The organism is Flagellimonas flava (assembly GCF_900129665.1).
GTDB classification, from domain to species: domain Bacteria; phylum Bacteroidota; class Bacteroidia; order Flavobacteriales; family Flavobacteriaceae; genus Flagellimonas; species Flagellimonas flava.
Genome location: NZ_FQWL01000002.1, coordinates 305,666 through 324,535, shown reverse-complemented (window position 1 = coordinate 324,535; position 18,870 = coordinate 305,666). Strand labels below are relative to the sequence as shown.

General features: G+C 42.4%; 11 protein-coding genes. 5 read left to right on the top strand and 6 right to left on the bottom strand.

Annotated elements, in window-relative coordinates; genetic code table 11:
- Window position 1: 1 nt before the first annotated feature.
- From BUC10_RS07280 to BUC10_RS07270, 3 genes are all read right to left on the bottom strand, one after another.
- Window positions 2-3,295: a VCBS repeat-containing protein gene (locus BUC10_RS07280; RefSeq protein ID WP_073177883.1), complete on the bottom strand. Its 3,294-nt coding sequence runs from the start codon at window positions 3,293-3,295 to the stop codon at window positions 2-4.
- 233 nt (window positions 3,296-3,528) lie between these two features.
- Complete coding sequence (locus BUC10_RS07275; RefSeq protein WP_073177881.1) at window positions 3,529-5,148, bottom strand: RagB/SusD family nutrient uptake outer membrane protein; 1,620 nt, start codon at window positions 5,146-5,148, stop codon at window positions 3,529-3,531.
- A gap of 17 nt (window positions 5,149-5,165) precedes the next feature.
- The gene (locus BUC10_RS07270; RefSeq protein WP_073177879.1) at window positions 5,166-8,282 is read right to left on the bottom strand and encodes a SusC/RagA family TonB-linked outer membrane protein; all 3,117 of its coding nucleotides are present in this window, start codon (window positions 8,280-8,282) and stop codon (window positions 5,166-5,168) included.
- A 378-nt stretch (window positions 8,283-8,660) separates the two neighbouring features.
- Between BUC10_RS07270 and BUC10_RS07265 the strand changes: the two genes are divergently transcribed.
- The 3 genes from BUC10_RS07265 to BUC10_RS07255 all read left to right on the top strand — a co-directional run bounded on the left by BUC10_RS07265 (window position 8,661) and on the right by BUC10_RS07255 (window position 13,920).
- Entirely contained in the window at window positions 8,661-9,680 is a 1,020-nt protein-coding gene (locus tag BUC10_RS07265; protein WP_073177877.1) for a LacI family DNA-binding transcriptional regulator, read from the top strand.
- Between the two features lie 68 nt (window positions 9,681-9,748).
- Window positions 9,749-12,052 carry a glycoside hydrolase family 65 protein gene (locus BUC10_RS07260; RefSeq protein ID WP_073177875.1) on the top strand — a complete coding sequence of 768 codons (2,304 nt, stop codon included), beginning with the start codon at window positions 9,749-9,751 and terminating at the stop codon, window positions 12,050-12,052.
- On the top strand, window positions 12,049-13,920 hold the full coding sequence (locus BUC10_RS07255; RefSeq protein WP_073177873.1) for an alpha-amylase family protein: 1,872 nt from the start codon (window positions 12,049-12,051) through the stop codon (window positions 13,918-13,920). Before BUC10_RS07260 ends, BUC10_RS07255 begins: the two co-directional genes overlap by 4 nt.
- Before the next feature lie 54 nt (window positions 13,921-13,974).
- On the opposite strand, the gene BUC10_RS07250 is transcribed toward BUC10_RS07255, so the two are convergent.
- Window positions 13,975-14,394 carry a DUF1761 domain-containing protein gene (locus tag BUC10_RS07250; protein ID WP_073177871.1) on the bottom strand — a complete coding sequence of 140 codons (420 nt, stop codon included), beginning with the start codon at window positions 14,392-14,394 and terminating at the stop codon, window positions 13,975-13,977.
- A 188-nt stretch (window positions 14,395-14,582) separates the two neighbouring features.
- Here BUC10_RS07250 and BUC10_RS07245 point away from each other — a divergent pair, with 188 nt between their 5' ends.
- Entirely contained in the window at window positions 14,583-15,335 is a 753-nt protein-coding gene (locus tag BUC10_RS07245) for a glycerophosphodiester phosphodiesterase (protein ID WP_073177869.1), read from the top strand.
- Window positions 15,335-16,603, top strand: a complete 1,269-nt coding sequence (locus BUC10_RS07240) for a BaiN/RdsA family NAD(P)/FAD-dependent oxidoreductase (RefSeq protein WP_073177867.1) — start codon at window positions 15,335-15,337, stop codon at window positions 16,601-16,603. The genes BUC10_RS07245 and BUC10_RS07240 overlap by 1 nt, the downstream gene beginning before the upstream one ends.
- A 4-nt stretch (window positions 16,604-16,607) precedes the next feature.
- On the opposite strand, the gene BUC10_RS07235 is transcribed toward BUC10_RS07240, so the two are convergent.
- Window positions 16,608-17,336, bottom strand: a complete 729-nt coding sequence (locus BUC10_RS07235) for an MIP/aquaporin family protein (RefSeq protein WP_073177865.1) — start codon at window positions 17,334-17,336, stop codon at window positions 16,608-16,610.
- 26 nt (window positions 17,337-17,362) lie between these two features.
- Complete coding sequence (gene glpK, locus BUC10_RS07230) at window positions 17,363-18,859, bottom strand: glycerol kinase GlpK (protein WP_073177863.1); 1,497 nt, start codon at window positions 18,857-18,859, stop codon at window positions 17,363-17,365.
- Window positions 18,860-18,870 lie beyond the last annotated feature (11 nt).

Sequence of the window (18,870 nt, the reverse complement as noted above, 5' to 3'; positions counted from 1 at the left end):
TTTAGTTTTTGACTAAAAAGACGGGGAAATCGTTGTTTCGAGTAACGACAAAATGTGGTTTCCCCTTAATAGTTAATTGTTCAATTTTTCTGGCAGCCCCGGAAATGTTCAAGTTTTCTTTCCATAAGAGATTGCCGTTTCCGTCATTTTTTAAATACAACCCATGCAAGGCGTCTAATCTACCAAGTTGCGTACTTATCTCAAAATTATTGCCCACTAATAATGCGTCCAAATGCCCATCTCCATCGATATCGTTGATAAAAATATCATTGATAGAGGATGCCTGCACGATTTTTGGAAGTTCCTTCATTGAAAATGAACCTTTTCCGTCATTTTCAAAATAAGAGGTGGTTAGCAGTGTGACATGTTTTTTTTGCGCATTTTCCAGCTTTTGCCTTCCAAAAAGCTCTTGGATAGTGGCTTTGGCAAAATCTTTATAACGCAGAAACTTTTTGTTCAGAATGGGCATTTGTTTGGCCAGTTCATCTTTGGATGCGAAAGCGGTTTCCTTGCTTCCGTGATAATGGGTGACCAAGGTTTCTATGGAACCATTTTCGTCAAAATCGCTACGGTATAATGTAATCGGTTGTTCCTTAGTGGCCCTGAATTTTGTGTTTAAGCCCCAATTTCCAGCTAAAATATCTAAATCCCCATCTTGATCTAAATCGGCCATTTCAATGGTGTTCCACCACCCGTTGGTGTGTTCCAAGCCGTTGTTTTGCTGCTTTTTCAACTGCTTTCCATCGTTTAGAAAAATGGTAATTGGAGTCCAGTGCCCAGCCACAATCAAATCTGGGAATCCATTCTGATCTAAATCCTTCCATAGCATATCTTTTATATTGCCATATGAAGCTAATTCTGAAGCAAAGCTTTTAGTGATATCCGAAAAAGCCCCATGTCCATCATTGGTAAAGATGTATTGTTTTGGCGTATCACCAAACTTACCGGCAACTTGATTGGAGACAATGCAAATATCTTGGTCCCCATCGTTATCAATGTCTTCAGCAACGACTTTGGAGGCATTGATTTGGATATCCTTGAATTGAACTGTGTCCCGGGTTAGCATCCCTTTTGTGTTGAGATATAGTCGAGGTTGCAAAGCAGAACCTGTGAGGAATTCATTGCCACCGCTTACGACCAACAGATCCAAATCTTGGTCATTATCCGCATCAAAAAAGATATGGGAAATATCCTCGCTGATTTTATCTTCATCAAATACCTCAGCTTGTGCTTGGGAGAAAGTTCCATTTTTTTGTTGAAAAAATAGCTTGGAAGGTTGAAGTTTTGCTCCGCTGATGAAAATATCTTCTAGTTTGTCATTGTTGACATCCGCTATTGAAATGCAAGGGCCTTCATTGGAATGTGAAAAAGGAACCAATGGGTCCCTGTCAAAATCCAAAGTTTGTTGTTCCTTATGGCGAAAGTTGATAATGCTGTCCCAGGCGTTAAACATCCTAGGAATTTGAGTAGGGTTTTGGGTGTAAAAGTCTTTGTTCGCATTGCCAATCTTAAGTTTCAGGTTCCCCGACTTTATATTGGGTAAAACCTGATATTTTCCATTGGGCCAAACAATTTTTAGAGAGTCCAAAATGGAGTCTTTTCCAATACCAAGATGTACAGTATGGGGTACGGCTGACAAATAACCCTTGCTCACAAAATTCTCTACCGCAATCGTACCTTGTTTTGTATAGGCAATTGCCTTGACTCCAATTCCATTAGGATTTTGGCGTGCTCCTTGTAAGCGAATCTGTAATGAGTGGTTCTTACTACTTTTATCCAGCGTATTTTCTAAGACATATGCCTCTTGATCCACATTATTGACCACGATATCCAAATCGCCATCGTTGTCCAAATCCACGTACGCACACCCATTACTAAAAGAACCCTCTTTTGTCAGCCAAGATTGCGTGACATCGGAAAAGGTTAGGTCACCATTGTTCTTATAAAAATAGTTGGGAACTTTCTTTTCCGGAATTTCGGTTATGAAGGCCATTTCTTTCTTTGTCATTCCTCCCTCTAGCTGTTTTTGGATTTTCTCGTTAGCTATAAAGCTTATAAAATCCATATCGTTGGTAGCCCCTCTTATTCCATTGGAGATGAAAACATCCTTGAGCCCATCATTGTCAAAATCTTGGAGTAATGCTCCCCAGGACCATTCCGTCGCATTAATCCCGCTCATATGTGCAATTTCACTGAAGTTGTCTCCGTTGGCATTAAGATGCAAGGTGTTTTGCATGAATTGTGGTGCAAAGCCATTTTTGAGATATTGCTGATAGATGGGGTATGGGTACTCCAATCCGGAGGTTTTGTAGCTCTCAAGATTTTCAGGTAGCATATCTAAGGAGACAATGTCGGTAAGTCCATCATTATTAATATCGGCAATGTCGTTTCCCATGGAATAATGGGAAGTATGCCCCAATCTGTTTTGCGATTCGGAAATCAATTCCTTGAAGGTCCCATCTCCTTGGTTAAGGTAGAGATAATCGTTTTCGAAGAAGTCGTTTCCCACATAAATATCCGGGTAGCCATCGGAATTAATGTCACTTATGGATAGTCCTAGGCCGTACCCTATGGTGCCTTGAAATATTCCCGCATCTTGTGAGACATCTTCAAAATAACCACCACTGTTACGAAATAGGATATCCCCCGATTGTTTGTCGAAAGATTCCCTTTTGGAGCCTCTTCCGTAGGAGCGATTGGGGTTTACCGAATGGTTGAGCAGGTACATATCCAAATCACCATCCAGGTCATAATCAAAAAAAGCAGCTTTTGTAGAAAACCCGGAATAATCAAGATTATATTTAGAGGCTTCTTCTATAAAACTAGGGACACCGTCGCCATCTATACCTTGATTTATGAACAGCAAATTTTTGCCTTCAAGTTCTCGATATCCGCCCACCTTACAAATGTAAATGTCCAATAATCCATCATGATTAATATCTATGTGTGTTGCTCCGGTGGTCCAGCCAGAGATGTTGTCAATTCCAGAGATGTTTGTGATGTCTTTGAAGCGAAAGTCACCTTGATTTAAATAGAGCTTGTCCGCACCTTGATTTGAAGTGAAGTAAAGGTCTTGAAGCCCATCGTTGTTGAAATCACCCGCTACCACACCTGCGCCATTGTAATAATAGAGGTAATTTAAAATATTGAGTTCGGGAGTGGGGGTGAGCTGGTTTACAAAAGTTATTCCGCTGTGATTGGATGAGATGGTTTTGAACAAGGTCTTAGGCTTGTTTTTGGAACAGCTTACACCAAAAAAAAGGATACCCATTACGACCCAAAACAATCCTCTCATGATCCAAGAAAATAAGGGGAAAGATAACTATTCCTGCAGGAACTAGGAAAGTCGAAATCGTTAATGTTTAAGGTTTTTGCCTTCATTGATTTATTGATGTTCTTGAAGGAGAGATTGACCATTCAGGGGACACTTGGCCTTAGTCCTTTAATGCCCACTAGGTTGTTCTGAAGACTGAAATAAAAAACCCGCTCAACCGAGCGGGTTTTTCTTGGGTTATATTTAGCTAATTCCTAGTAGCCAGGATTTTGAACCAAATTTGGGTTTGAAAGTAAAGCGTTGTTAGGAATCGGGTACAACTCTTTAGTTGCATCGCCTACAGAGGCAGGATCTTTAAACTCCCAATCTCTTGTAAACTGTCCGAAACGAATCATATCGCCCCTTCTCACAAATTCAATATATAACTCTCTACCTCTTTCAGCCAATAAATCAGCTTCCGAAACACTTCCAAGAGGAGTAGCATTTCTTAGTGTTCTCAACTCATTTACCATTGCTGTTGGATCACCTCCACTACGCATCATTGCCTCAGCTTTCATCAAATGTGCATCTGCATATCTAAAGATGATTTCATGACTGTTGAAAGCACCAAAGCGAGCGGCATACTTCTGAACACGGATACCTGTTCTTTCGTTGTTACCAACCAACCCAGGAAAGTCCTTGGTGAAAATCAAATCATTACCTGGACGGTCTTTGATCTTAGATCCATCCGTATTGTACTGCTGACCAATCAAGAAACCTAGACCAACATTGGAACCATCTTCAAAACCATCATCATTGCCATCTTCTGTACCTTCGGCATCTGTGAAAGGAACACCTCCGTTGGGTACAAAACCTCTTCTTTCTTCCTGTCCATCGTCAAAAGTACCATCATGTCCTCCACGGTTGTTGCTTGGGTCACCTTCAAACATGTCATAGAATTCGGCTAGCGTGCTGAATCCGTTCCAGCCACCACCGCTGATTTCAGTTGAGTTGTAGTGCAGGCCGTTGAAAATTCGGTTACCTACCGAGGTTGGTAAATACCAAATGGTTTCCGTATCAGGAGTATCTCTAAAGATATTGAAATAGCCATCCTGAAGGTCATATCCTTCCGCAGCGATTTCGTCCACTAAGGAAATAACTCGGTTCATATCTGCTGAATCTGGAGTGCCAGAACCATTATAGATGTGCTTGTTCAGCAATACACGGGCCAAAAGGAAGCGTGCGGCAGCTTTGGAAGCAACTGCATTCGCGTCACCACTAGGTGCGGCAGCGGTTGGAAGACCAGTAATGGCAGCTTCCAAGTCAGCAATCACAAAATCCATTGCTTCTACCCGGGTCAATACTCTTGGATTTACCTCTGGACCTTCGTCTACCTCTCTAAAAGGTACTTGTCCGTAAAGATCCAAGATAACCCACATGCTCAAAGCTCTCACAAATTGAGCTCCAGCAACTACGTTGGCTGCCGATGAACTTCTGGAATCAATTACCTCGGATGCTCTAAAAGCATTCTGGTTGAACTGGTTCCACGTATTTAATACGTATTGGTGGGAAGCATCCCAAGTATGTTGGTGCAATGTCCTCCAAATACCGTTGTCACCCCAGTCGGTACCTCTTGTGGGTACTAACTGTTCGTCGGTTGACACCTGGGTTAATGCATAATAGTTAGCTTGATCTCCGAAATGACCATTTAGATCATTATAAAGCCCATCAAGCTGACTGGCGGCAGCTTCCGCTGTTAATCCCGCAAACCCGTCACCGGATTCTTCAGGAAAGTTCGAATCCGTTTCCTCTATTTCCAAATTGGTACAGGAAACTGCTAGTGCGACGCTTAACGCAATCGGCACCATTAACTTAAATCGATTTCTTCTTTTCATCTTTTCAATTTTTTTGTTTAGAATGTGGCGTTTAAGCCAAAAGTAACAGTTCTTGGTCTTGGAAAGGATGTATAGTCTATTCCAGCGGTTGGAATTCCGTTCAATAAGTCACTTACCCCGTTGTTAGGTGTTCCAGGTTGAACGCTAATTTCAGGGTCTAGACCACTATAGTCGGTTATCAAGAATAGGTTTTGTCCAGTAACGGAGAATCTCAAGCTCTTAAGGGCTCCATCTCCACTTAATGGGACGGTATAACCCACGGATGCATTTTGCAATCTTACGAAATCACCACTTTCAAGGAATCTTGTAGATACTGGAGCGGAAGCAAGATTGCTTTCACCACTAGTTAGAACCTCAGGTGTTACGTTTCTTGCATTTCCGATAGAACCGGCAGTAAAGAAGGCATTTCTTGTGTTGTTATACACAGAGAAACCGAACTGCCCAGCAAAGTATGCTGCGAAATCCCAGTTCTTAACTGCAAGATTCAAAGATAGACCTGCATTGATATCTGGTAATGCATCTTCTCCAACAAAGGTTTGGACATCGCCCAATGGAAGACCATTGCTGTCAAATCCTTCAAACTCCCTTAGGAAGTAGGAGAACAATGGCTGGTTTCCAGCCAAAATTTGAGCAAATGCCAGAGATAGACCCTGTCCACGGATAGTACCTGCGGGAATCTGCCCATCAAAATCTTGAAGCTCATTGTCGTTATATGCAATGTTGAATGCGGTGGAAAATGAAGCATCTTCCGCTTCTAACCAATCAACATTTATCTCAAATTCCACACCTTGGTTAATCAAGGTAGCATCCAAGTTTTCAAAGAATCTTGGTTGTGGAGAAGGCTGAGCTGCTTCAATGTTTAGAAGAAGGTCAGTGGTTTCTTTGCGATAAACGTTAACACTACCGGTTACCTTATCATCGTTAAACCCGAAATCCAATCCTACGTTGAAATCCAAAGTTTCCTCCCATTTCAAATCAGGATTTGCAAAAGTTACAGGAGAAACACCTGGTGGTACAAATTCACCATCATCATTAATGGATGGGGCGCCAAATCGCTCACGACGAATAAACTGGCCATATCCAAGTCCTTCTTGGTTACCTGTAATACCGGCACCAAGTCTCAATTTCAAGGTGGAGAAAGCATCACCTATGAAATCTTCTTCATGCAATTTCCAAGCAAAGGCACCAGAAGGGAAGTACCCATATTGGTTGTTACCACCAAAGCGGGAAGATCCATCAGCCCTTACTGTAGCTGTGAATAGATACTTATCGTTCAAGGTATAGTTTACCCTTGCAAAGAAGGATTGTAATTCGTCAGTGTTGTCAAAGGTATCTGCGGCAATGGAACGTACCAAACGCAGAGAGCTTCCAGCCCCAATATTATCCGAAGATACAGTTGGAGTCAATCTGTTAACTACAATATCAGATGATCTAGGATCGTATCCAAACTGCTGGAAACGACCATCTATTTCAGCTTGTGTACTCTCAACTGAAGTTCTCATGTCCGATTCCATTTGGTTGAATTCGGAAGTAGAGAAACCAAATCCTTCAACATTACGTCCGCTGGTTCCGAAATCTTGGAAAGAGTAACCAACAATTGCATCTACATAGGAATTTTCAAACTCCTTTCTATAGTTCAAAGTGGCTTCAATAAGTCTGTTTTCTAAATCCAGCGTATTGAAGTTACCCCGACCATTTCCTAACACGTTTCTACCAACATTGATGGCGTCTCTTGTCGAAAGGGCAAAGGTCTCACCTTCAGATTTGTCGTAACCTAAATTAATTTTTCCAGTTAGTTCTGGAGTGAATTTATATTCTATGGAGCCGTTGATCAGCATTCTGTCCACATTGCTCATAGTCCTTGTTTCTTCTAATAGAGTGGCAGGACTTAATAAACCACCAGCTGCTGAAAATTCTGGATCAGTTGGCCATGTAGGATTGGCAGAGTAAGCAGCACCCAAAAGGTCACCGTTAAATCCGGCACTACCACTAATTGGGGCTCTTTGCTCGTTTACTCGGGAAACAGTTCCTTGCAAGTTCAAGGTTAATTTATCGTCTAAAAAGCGATGTGTTGCGTTGATACGACCCGTAATTCTTTCCAAGTCAGAATTCTCAACAACACCAAATTGCTTGCCATAACCGAAGGTGGCCCTAACATTTCCTTTACCGTAATTATTGGTATAAGAAAGGTTTTGGTTTTGTGAAGCTACGGTTCTGGTCACGAAATCTTGCCAGTCTACATCGTTTCCGAAATCTTGCGCAGCACGATTTCCGCCAAACTGCTCAACAGCATCCAAGAAGTCTTCTCTTCCTAGCAAATCATACTCATCAGCAGGAGTAGAGATGCTTAAAGTGGAGGAGAATTCAAATCTTCCTCCGGTACTACCTCTACCATCCTTTGTTGTAATGATTACAACACCATTTGCACCCCTAGACCCATAGATGGCTGTAGCAGAAGCATCTTTAAGAACACTTATGCTTTCAATATCACTTGGGTTCAAGAAGTTAAGTGGGTTGGATGAAGTAGATGTTCCCAAACCGGTATCACCACTTCCAGGAGAAGTATCTGCACCAGATAATGGAACACCATCCACAACAAATAACGGGTTGTTGTTGGAACGAACGGAATTCGTACCCCGAATCCTAATAGCAACCCCGTCTCCAGGAGCACCACTAGCTTGGGTAATTTGAACACCTGCCGTTTTACCTTGAATCAACTGTTCTGGAGATGCAATTACACCACCGTTAAAGTCTTCCGAGGTTACGGCGGCAACTGAACCAGTTGCATCTTTTACCGTTGTGGTACCATAGCCAATGATTACCACCTCGTCCAAGGCCTGTGCATCTTCCTGCAGGGTAACGTTAATGGTGGACTGACCATTAACCGGAATTTCCAGCGTAGTGTATCCAATATAACTGAATACTAACGTTGAGGAACCATCAACACCGTCGAGGGTATAATTACCATCAAAATCGGTTTGCGTACCAGTAGTTGTTCCCTTAACAAGAACACTTGCTCCCGGTAAGGGCCCGGTTGCGTCCGTAACCGTACCAGATACCGTTTGAGCTTTTGACAATCCAAAGCATAAAAATGCCCCAGAAAGCAAAATGCTTTTTAGTAGCGTAATCTTCATAAATAATTAATTTTAAGTTGAGTTAATTTCAATTCTTATCTGTTAAACATATATAAAAAAAATGTTAATCAGCGGTTAAGTGGAGTGCAACCCATAACGAAAACGGTTTCGTGTTGATAACTTTGATGTTTTGCGGGTTAGTCAAAACATCTTTGCCAAGATTGCTTAAATCATAAAATTACTGCCCGGAAATGATTAAATATGCAATCTCAATGTCTAATATACTATTTTTATTTTTTACCTAATTTAACAAAAATTCACATTTCACCCCGGAATGATGCTTGACATATGGTTTTGTTAAAAAAGTTTGGCATGGCCAACCAACTGATTAAGATTGACTAACTTCAAAAATTATTTCCAAACCAAATTCAAACCTAATTGAAGGCAAAAATTACACTTAAGGACATTGCAAGGGAACTTGAAGTTTCCATTTCCACGGTTTCAAAGGCCTTGAAAAATAGTGAGGAGATCAGTCGGGATACCAAAGAAAAAATCCAAGCTTTTGCAAAACTTTATAATTACCGACCCAACAACATAGCCATAAGCCTTAAAAATAAAAGGACAAAGAACATTGGGGTGGTTATTCCAGATATTGTACATCACTTTTTTACAACCGTTATAAGAGGAATAGAAAAGTATGCCAATGCAAGAGGGTACAATGTTATAGTATGTTCCTCTGATGAATCATTTGATAGGGAGGTTATCAATATGGAAATGTTGGCTAATGGAAGTATTGATGGTTTTATCATGTCTCTTTCTTCTGAAACCCAAAAGAAAAATGATTATAATCACTTAAAGGAGGTTACCGAACAAGGAATACCAGTGGTGCTTGTAGACCGCATAACCAATGAAATTGAATGTGACAAGGTGGTTATTGATGATCAATTGGGAGCCTATATGGCGGCCAAGAAGATGATCGATCAAGGGAGGAAGAAAATCGGTATTATTACCACAGCGGATTATCTAAGCGTTAGTCGGGCTCGAACCGAAGGTTATAAAAAGGCCCTCATGGAGCATGGTATTGAGGTGGACGAATCCCGAATGTTGAAACTATCTTCCATGGATATGGATGAAGAACTCATAAAGGATTTCTTCGATTCCACGGATTTGGACGCCGTGTTATGTGTCAACGAGATATTTGCCGTATTCAGCATGCGCTTGGCCCAAAAAAGGGGCTTGCGGATCCCAGAAGATATGTCCTTCATTGGCTTCACTGACGGCTTCCTCTCCCAATACGCTTACCCAAGCCTGACCGTAGTTGCGCAACATGGTCAAAAAATGGGTGAAATTTCTGCCCAAATGCTAATAGACAAGGTAGAGAGCGAGGCAGAGGAGGAAACATATCAAACCAAAATTTTAGAGCCTACTTTGGTGGTGCGTGATTCTACAATTAATTAAGTTTGCACCTTGGCTGAAAAGCCAAACTTGGAACATCTAAAAAATTGCAATCAACATAAGACTAGCTTATGAACCAGGATTATATTAAGCCGGATGCTTGGTCCATTGTAGAAGAGGGGTTTGACAAAGAAAGAATCAAATCTTCAGAAAGTTTATTCAGTATTGGAAATGGGGCCATGGGCCAGCGTGCCAATTTTGAAGAGAATTACTCGGGGGGAACCTTCCAAGGGAGTTATATCGCTGGGGTATATTACCCAGACAAAACACGTGTGGGATGGTGGAAAAATGGCTATCCCGAATACTTTGCCAAGGTACTCAATGCACCAAATTGGATTGGCATTGAGGTAGTGATAAATGGCAAACAGCTCGATTTAAATACTTGCACCTCTGTTCAAGACTTCAGAAGAGAGCTAAACATGAAGGAAGGTTGGTACAAACGGAGCTTTAGTGCGGAAATGCCAAGTGGCGAACAAATTTCGGTAGTCGCAACCCGATTTTTAAGCCTGGATTTGGATGAACTTGGAGCTATTAAGTATGAGGTTACTGCCATAAATCAAGATATCGAAGTTACTTTCAGACCTTATTTGGACAGTGGAATTACCAATGAGGACAGCAACTGGGACGATAAATTTTGGAATACAACGGCGGTCTCTATGGACAAGGACCAAGGCTTCATAGAGGCGCACACCATGAAGACCGAATTTGCCACCTGCACCTATATGCAAACCATGGTAGCTTATAACGGTAAAGCTGTGATTTCCAATTCCGGAAACAAAACTGAGAATCTTGTATCCTTGGCGTATGACCAGCAGGTTTCAAAGGGGAGTAGTATCTCCCTGACCAAATTTGGAGGTTATACGGTCTCAAGAAACCACGGGAAGTCGGAACTGGTTGCCACAGCTAAAAGTATTTTGGACAAGGCAATGCAGATTGGGTTTGATGGGTTGTTGGAAAAACAAAAAGATGCCTGGGCCAAGATTTGGAAAATGAGCGATATCACCATTGCAGGGGACGTGAAGGCGCAACAGGGAATTCGCTTCAATATTTTTCAATTGAACCAAACGTATTTGGGAAAGGACTCAAGGTTGAACATCGGACCAAAAGGATTTACAGGGGAGAAATACGGGGGAAGTACATATTGGGATACAGAAGCCTATTGTCTGCCCTTCTACATGGCGACCAAAAATCAGGAAGTGGCTTGGAGCTTGTTGGAATACCGCTATCATCACCTTGAAAAAGCTATTGAAAATGCGGAAAAGTTAGGATTTTCAAACGGGGCGGCCCTCTATCCAATGGTGACCATGAACGGGGAAGAATGCCATAATGAATGGGAAATCACCTTTGAAGAAATCCATAGGAATGGTGCCATTGCCTTTGCTATTTTTAATTATCATAGGTATACTGGAGATTATAGCTATATCCCTAAAATGGGATTGGAAGTCCTAATCGGGATTGCAAGGTTCTGGCATCAACGGGTGAACTATTCGGTGGACAAGGAACAATATGTAATGCTTGGGGTGACAGGGCCCAATGAATACGAAAATAACGTCAACAACAATTGGTATACCAACTATCTGGCAAAATGGTGTATCGACTATGCCCTCGAGCAATTAGAGGTGGTCAAGAACCATTATCCGGAAGATTATTTGCGAATCATGACAAAAACCCAATTGGAAGATCCAGAAACTTCGGATTGGGCCAAGGTAGCCGGGAGTATGTATTTCCCATTCTCGGACAAACATGGAGTATACCTACAGCAAGATGGTTTCTTGGACAAGGAAATGATTAAAGTGCCGGATCTGGATAAATCAGAAAGGCCCATTAACCAAAAATGGAGTTGGGACCGTATACTTCGTTCGCCGTACATAAAGCAGGCAGATGTACTTCAAGGGTTTTATTTTTTTGAAGACCATTTCAGCAATGAGGCCTTGGCAAAGCATTTCGATTTTTACGAACCTTTTACGGTACATGAGTCTTCCCTGTCTCCATGTGTGCATAGCATTCAAGCTGCAAAACTTGGGCGTATGGAGCAGGCCTATACTTTTTATTTAAGAACTTCAAGGTTGGATCTAGATGATTATAACAAGGAAGTGGAAGAAGGGCTTCACATCACCTCCATGGCGGGAACTTGGATGAGCATTGTTGAAGGTTTTGGAGGGATGAGAGTAGCGGAAGATATGCTGAATTTTAGTCCTCAAATTCCAACACAATGGAATTCGTACACGTTCAGGGTCAATTTCAGAAATCAAATTGTTACAATTACGGTTACCGAAGAAACCAGCAGTTTTGAAATATCCGAAGGAGAGCCCCTGACCATTAAGGTTAATGGAAAGAATGTGGTTTTGGTTCCAGGAAAAACCATTGAAGCATGAAGCTAAAGCTTCATATTGTGTTTTGCATTACATTGGGAGTTTTTATTTCCTGTGAGCGGAAACCGCAAGAAGCCAAGACTACACCAAAAATGAAAAAGAAAGCCATTGTTTATCAAGTCTTTACCAGACTTTTTGGAAATACCAATACCACAAACAAACCATGGGGGACCATTGAAGAAAATGGGGTGGGCAAGTTTGCCGATTTTACCGAAGAAGCCTTGCGTGAAATTAAGGATTTGGGGATTACACATATCTGGTATACCGGTGTGCCGCACCATGCCTTGATTAATGACTATACGGCTTATGGTATCTCCAATGATGACCCGGATGTGGTTAAGGGTCGTGCCGGTTCGCCTTATGCGGTCAAGGATTACTATAATGTAAACCCGGATTTGGCGCAAGACCCCACAAAAAGACTGCAGGAATTCAAAGCTTTGGTGGAACGGACCCATGCTGCCGGAATGAAAGTGATAATCGATATTGTTCCAAATCATGTGGCCCGAAACTATGAGGGTCTAACCAATCCAGAAGGGATTCAAGATTTTGGAGAGACGGATCAGGTTGGACAAGAATACCAGGTCGATAACAATTTCTATTATATCCCCGACACCCCATTCGAAGTACCACAATGGGAAGAGGGTTATTTGCCCTTGGGCGGTGAGGCCCATCAACTTGCCGATAGCGCCTTTCAGGAAAATCCCGCAAAATGGACCGGCAATGGTTCTCGGTTGGCGCGCCCCAATTTTAGTGATTGGTATGAAACGGTTAAGGTGAACTATGGGGTAAGACCAGATGGTGGTAAAGATTTTGATGAACTGCCGGATGGTTTTGATGCAAAAGGCCCTAAAGATCATTTTGAGTTCTGGCAGGATAAACAAGTGCCCAATTCGTGGGATAAATTCAAGGATATTGCATTGTATTGGCTGGATCTAGGGGTAGATGGGTTTCGCTACGACATGGCCGAAATGGTACCTGTAGAATTCTGGAGCTACCTGAACTCACATATCAAAGCTAAGAACCCGGAAGCATTCTTACTCGCGGAAGTATACAATCCTGGGCTGTATAGGGATTACATTCATAAAGGTAAGATGGATTACCTCTATGACAAGGTAGAACTGTACGATAGCATTAAGCACATCATGAAGGGATATGGATGGACCGACCATATTCCCGTGGTTCAAAAAGGAATGGCAGATATTGAGCACCATATGCTCCATTTTTTGGAAAATCATGATGAACAAAGAATAGCTAGTCCGGAATTTGCCGGTAAGTCTGAGCTGGGCAAGCCTGCCATGGTAGTTTCCGCAACCTTAAGTACCTCGCCGACCATGATTTATTTTGGTCAGGAAGTAGGAGAACCAGGGGCAGAGGATGCTGGTTTTGGAAAACCGTCACGGACCTCCATTTTTGATTACATTGGTGTTCCGCATCATCAGCGATGGGTAAATGAAAGAAAATTTGATGGAGGACAGCTTTCGGATGATGAAAAGGCCTTGCGGGATTTTTATAAAAGACTTCTCAATTTTACCAGTACTAGCGAAGCATTGATGGGAGACTATCAAGAAATTCATTTCTATAACAAGGAACATACAACGGGCTATGACCATAGAGTGTTATCCTTCGTTAGATGGTCAAAAGATGAGCAGCTCATTATCGTGTCCAATTTCGATGCTGGGGAAAGTTATGATTTTGAGCTTAAACTTCCTCCTGACGTGGTTGATAAATGGAAATTGGGGAAAGATGTTTATCAACTAAAGGATGCGTTGTATAATAGGGTGGACGCAAATCTTTCCGTTAAAAATGGAATAGGTTATTTCAAGGTCCAACTCGACCCATTGGAGTCTTTCATCTTTCAAGTGGGGAAATAAAAAAAAGCGGACCGCAGCACGGTCCGCCAAAGTTTGGAGGTCGGTTAATTATCGTTATTCCTTTGCTGCTGTTTTTTGGTAGATCAGCCCAATAACAGCACCTACAATTCCATAGAAAATAATTTGGACAATCCCATCTACTAAAGTCCCGGTCATATCCATTAGACCCATGACCGAATGGTTTAGAAGTCCCATGCCTATTCCGGTAAAAAGACCAATCCACGCACCAAAGGAGAAACCTTCCTTGGCACTGTGGTGCCCTCTTGCCCACTTACCATAAATGGAGCTAAGTGCAAAAGCCATTACAAGGTTGCCTACTGCAATCAGTCCCATATTCATTTCCTCATTCAAAAAACTTTTAAGGGTATGGTCAGCATAAAAATCCGCTAACAAAACATCCCAAATGGCATACCCTAATAGAAACATTACAATGAATCCACCCAAAGTGGCCAGTAAATTTGATTTTGAAAACATCTTAAGTTAATTTATTGGTTATTAATTTGATAAAAATATTAAATAAATTTTATGAAATAATCAAAAATATAAGAAAATGTTTGAAATATAACTTGATTTAATGAATCTTTTATGGACTTTTAAAAGCTTTTTAAGAAGCTCTTACTTTCATTTTCAAATCGTATTTTTAGCAGACAAAATGAACTGGAATGCAAAAAAGATTACTTGCGGTGCTGTGCACCTTTTTGCTCTTAAATGGTTGCGGTATGATGGTCTCTAAACCTTTGGTGATTGGACATAGGGGGGCCATGGGGCACGAAACGGAGAATACATTGGCCTCGGTGCAAAAGGCTTTGGATCTTGGGGTGGACATGATTGAAATTGATGTGTTCCGAATTGAAAGCGGTGAGATTGTGGTTTTTCACGATGAACGCGTGGAACGATTGTCAAATAGCGGTGGTATGATAGAAGACTACAACATTGTTGATCTCAAACAATTGATTTTGGAGGGAAATCACAAAATACCGATGCTCCAAGATGTACTCAAGCTCATCAATAATCAAGTGGCCCTGAATATAGAACTTAAGGGTTCCAACACGGCTGATCGTGTTAACTTCATAACAGATTACTATATCAAGGAGCGCGGATGGTCCGCCGAAAACGTACTGATTTCCAGTTTCAAATGGGATGAGCTCCGTGATGTACGAAAGCTAAACCGCGATGTTCGGATTGCTGTGCTAACAGAGGAAGATCCAACAACGGCAATCGAAGTGGCTAAGGAGCTAAATGCCTTTGCTATCAATCCAAATTTTCAAACCCTTACCCAAGAAAACACGGAGCAAATGCAGGAAGAAGGTTTTAAGGTCTATACGTGGACCGTAAATGAACCAGAGGATATTCAAAGAATGTATGATTATGGAGTGGATGGAATTATAACCAACTATCCAGAACGGGTGAATTAATGCTTGATGTTATTGTTGTAGGTGGTGGTGCCGCTGGATTTTATACCGCCATCCATGTGGCGCAGCAGGCTCCACATTTTAAGGTGGCGATTTTTGAGAGAGGAAAGAACGTGCTGTCCAAGGTTAAGGTTTCTGGAGGCGGACGATGCAATGTTACCCATGGGGAATTTTCACCCTCTTCTTTGGTGCTCAATTATCCCAGAGGACAAAAGGAACTTTTAGGCCCTTTTCATGTGCATGGACCGGGTGATGTAATGTCTTTTTTTGAGGAACGAAACGTTCCTTTGAAGATTGAAGCGGACGGTCGGGTTTTTCCTGTGTCCAATGATTCCCAGAGTATTGTGGATTGCTTATTGGAAGAAGCCAATCGACTTGGTATTCGAGTGTTGAGAAATAGTGCGGTAAAGCAAATTCAAAAGTTGGATGATGTGTGGCAAGTCACCACGATGAATAAACATTATCAGGCTCGGAACTTGATGTTGACAGCAGGTAGTAATCCTAAAATCTGGGACCTTTTACAGGGTTTGGGGCACACCATAGTTTCTCCGGTCCCATCCCTTTTTACTTTTAACAGTTCGGACCCCAGACTTAATGGGGTTCAAGGAATCAGTGTGGATGCTGAAGTAGAGGTACTCCCAAAAAAGGTTTTTTCCTCCGCCAAGAATCTCAAGCTTAAGAGTATGCCCAAAGAGCAGCCCATATTGCGATCCGAAGGCCCTGTGCTCATCACACATTGGGGACTTAGTGGTCCTGCAATTCTTAAACTTTCCGCCTGGGGGGCAAGACTATTGAAAGAGTATCAGTACAACTTCAAAATAAGAATCAATTGGACACCTGAGTATACTCCTGGATCCATGGAAGGTCTACTCCGCGAAGTGCGAAGTGTAGAATCACGAAAAACGGTGTTGCGAACCAAGGTAATTGATCTTCCAAGAAGACTTTGGGCCAAATTGGTTCATGCCGCTGGAGTTTCCAAGGAACTTCGTTGGGCCGAAATGACCAACCAAGATATAGGGAATTTGGCCAATCAGCTTACTGCCTGTTCCATTAGGGTTGAAGGGAAAAGTACTTTCAAAGAAGAATTTGTAACGGCCGGAGGAGTGGAATTAAAGGAAATCAACTTCAAAACCTTTGAAAGTAGATTGCATCCCAAACTCTTTTTTGCGGGCGAGATTATCAATGTAGACGCCATAACGGGAGGATTTAATTTCCAGAATGCTTGGACAGGTGCTTACATTGCGGCAAGAGCCATGACTTCTGAAGAATAGAGGACTATTGAAGAACTATAGCTATCCCGGCAGCCAACGCGGCGCCAAGTATGGGCCCAACAATAGGAATCCAGGAGTATCCCCAACCGTTTGAACCCTTTTCTTTTATGGGAATTAGCGCATGAACGATACGAGGTCCTAAATCCCGTGCCGGATTTATGGCATAGCCTGTGGTGCCCCCCAAGGATAAACCTATGCTCCAAACAATCAAAGCAACAGGTAAAGCGCCCAAAGATCCCAAACCAATAATGGTGTCGTCAGAAGTGTTTACCGCATCCGTGAAATAGAGCACTGCAAAAACAAGGACAAAGGTCCCCAAAATTTCGGTTAAAAGACTTGTAAAAACATTGGGGATAGCTGCTGCATTGCAAAACACACCCCTTTTCGTATTCCCATCCGAAGTAGCGTCAAAATGTTTTTTATTCATCAACCAAACGAAAAATGCACCGAGCATGGCACCGATAAACTGGGCCAAAATGTAATGTGGAACGTCATAAATGGAAAATTCTCCAGCCAATGCCAGTCCTATCGTAACGGCAGGGTTCATATGTGCACCACTGTAGGGGCCTGCCACGACCACCCCGGTATAAACGGCAAGAGCCCATCCGGTGGTGATAACAATCCACCCTGAACCACTACCATAGGTTTTTTGGAGCGAAACATTGGCGTTAACACCGCATCCCAATAAAATAAGCAAAAAGGTGCCGACAATTTCTGCAATAAAAGGGGTCATAATAAGTTTGTTGGTTTAAAATTGGCTTAGGATTCACCGGCCCAAAATTCAAGGGCTTTTATGGCTCTATACCAGCCTTTTATTTTTTGGTTAATTGTTTCTCGTTCTTTTGATGGGTTAAAATGCACATCCGTCTGCCAAATATCCTGAATTTCCTCTGGACTTTTCCAATAATCCACCGCTAAGCCAGCCAAGTAGGCGGCACCCATGACTGTGGTCTCAACTACTTTTGGCCGTACCGTTATAGTATCGAGGACATCAGCCTGAAACTGCATGAGCATATCGTTTACCGTAGCCCCACCGTCCACTCGCAATTCTTTGATGGTGATTCCTGAATCTGCTTCCATAGCTCTAAGAATGTCCATAGTCTGGTACGCAATGGATTCCAAAGCAGCCCTTGCAATATGGGCGTCCGTACTACCTCGAGTAAGCCCAAAAATAGTGCCTTGGGCATGTTGGTTCCAATAGGGTGCTCCCAGTCCTGCAAAGGCCGGGACCAAGTACACTCCATCAGTGGTGTCCACCGTACTTGCCAGGGTTTCAACCTCAGATGAGGTTTTAATGATTTTAAGACTGTCCCGTAACCATTGTACAACGGCACCTGCAATGAAAATACTTCCTTCCAATGCGTATGTAGTTTTGCCATTCATCTTCCATGCTACGGTTGTCAATAAATTGTTCTGGGATACAATGGGCTGTTCCCCAATGTTCATCAACATAAAACATCCAGTGCCGTAGGTGTTCTTGACCATTCCTTGTTTGGTGCACATTTGACCAAATAGGGCGGCTTGCTGGTCCCCGGCAATGCCTGCAATCGGAATTTTGGCCGCAAAAAAGTTTGGACTGGTATATCCGTAAACTTCACTGGATTGCCTTACTTCTGGCAACATGCTCTTAGGGATGTCAAAAAGCTCTAAAAGTTCGTGGTCCCATTCCATGGTGTTGAGATTGAACAACAACGTACGGGAAGCATTGGTTACATCGGTAATGTGCAGGGCACCTTCGGTCATTTTCCAGATTAGCCATGAATCAATCGTACCCATCAACAAATCACCTTGATTGGCTCTTTCCCTTGCCCCGTCCACATGGTCCAAAATCCATTTGGCTTTGGTACCGGCGAAATAAGAATCGATGACCAAACCAGTTTTCGACCGGATAAGTTCTGACCTACCTTCTTTTTTAAGCTGATCGCAATAGTCCGAAGTACGTTTGTCCTGCCAAACGATGGCATTATATACCGGCTCCCCAGTATGCTTGTCCCAAACCACAACAGTTTCCCGCTGATTGGTAATGCCAATGGCCGAAATCTGCTCTGCTTTTATTCCTTTCTGACTCACCGCCTCTGCGGCCATACCGGCCTGGGTGGCCCAGATCTCCTTAGGATCGTGTTCTACCCATCCAGGTTTAGGAAAAATTTGAGTGAATTCTTTTTGGGCAACAGCCACTATGGCTCCTTTTTTATCAACTAGTACAGCACGTGAACTTGTGGTGCCTTGATCTAGGGCAAGAATGTATTTGTCCATCTGAAGTGATT

Excerpts from the sequence above, each read along its gene's own strand:
- BUC10_RS07280 (WP_073177883.1), bottom strand. The coding sequence starts at position 3,295 with ATGAGAGGATTGTTTTGGGTCGTAATGGGTATCCTTTTTTTTGGTGTA.
- BUC10_RS07235 (WP_073177865.1), bottom strand. The coding sequence starts at position 17,336 with ATGACCCCTTTTATTGCAGAAATTGTCGGCACCTTTTTGCTTATTTTA.
- BUC10_RS07270 (WP_073177879.1), bottom strand. The coding sequence starts at position 8,282 with ATGAAGATTACGCTACTAAAAAGCATTTTGCTTTCTGGGGCATTTTTA.
- BUC10_RS07275 (WP_073177881.1), bottom strand. The coding sequence starts at position 5,148 with ATGAAAAGAAGAAATCGATTTAAGTTAATGGTGCCGATTGCGTTAAGC.
- glpK (WP_073177863.1), bottom strand. The coding sequence starts at position 18,859 with ATGGACAAATACATTCTTGCCCTAGATCAAGGCACCACAAGTTCACGT.
- BUC10_RS07245 (WP_073177869.1), top strand. The coding sequence starts at position 14,583 with ATGCAAAAAAGATTACTTGCGGTGCTGTGCACCTTTTTGCTCTTAAAT.
- BUC10_RS07240 (WP_073177867.1), top strand. The coding sequence starts at position 15,335 with ATGCTTGATGTTATTGTTGTAGGTGGTGGTGCCGCTGGATTTTATACC.
- BUC10_RS07260 (WP_073177875.1), top strand. The coding sequence starts at position 9,749 with ATGAACCAGGATTATATTAAGCCGGATGCTTGGTCCATTGTAGAAGAG.
- BUC10_RS07255 (WP_073177873.1), top strand. The coding sequence starts at position 12,049 with ATGAAGCTAAAGCTTCATATTGTGTTTTGCATTACATTGGGAGTTTTT.
- BUC10_RS07250 (WP_073177871.1), bottom strand. The coding sequence starts at position 14,394 with ATGTTTTCAAAATCAAATTTACTGGCCACTTTGGGTGGATTCATTGTA.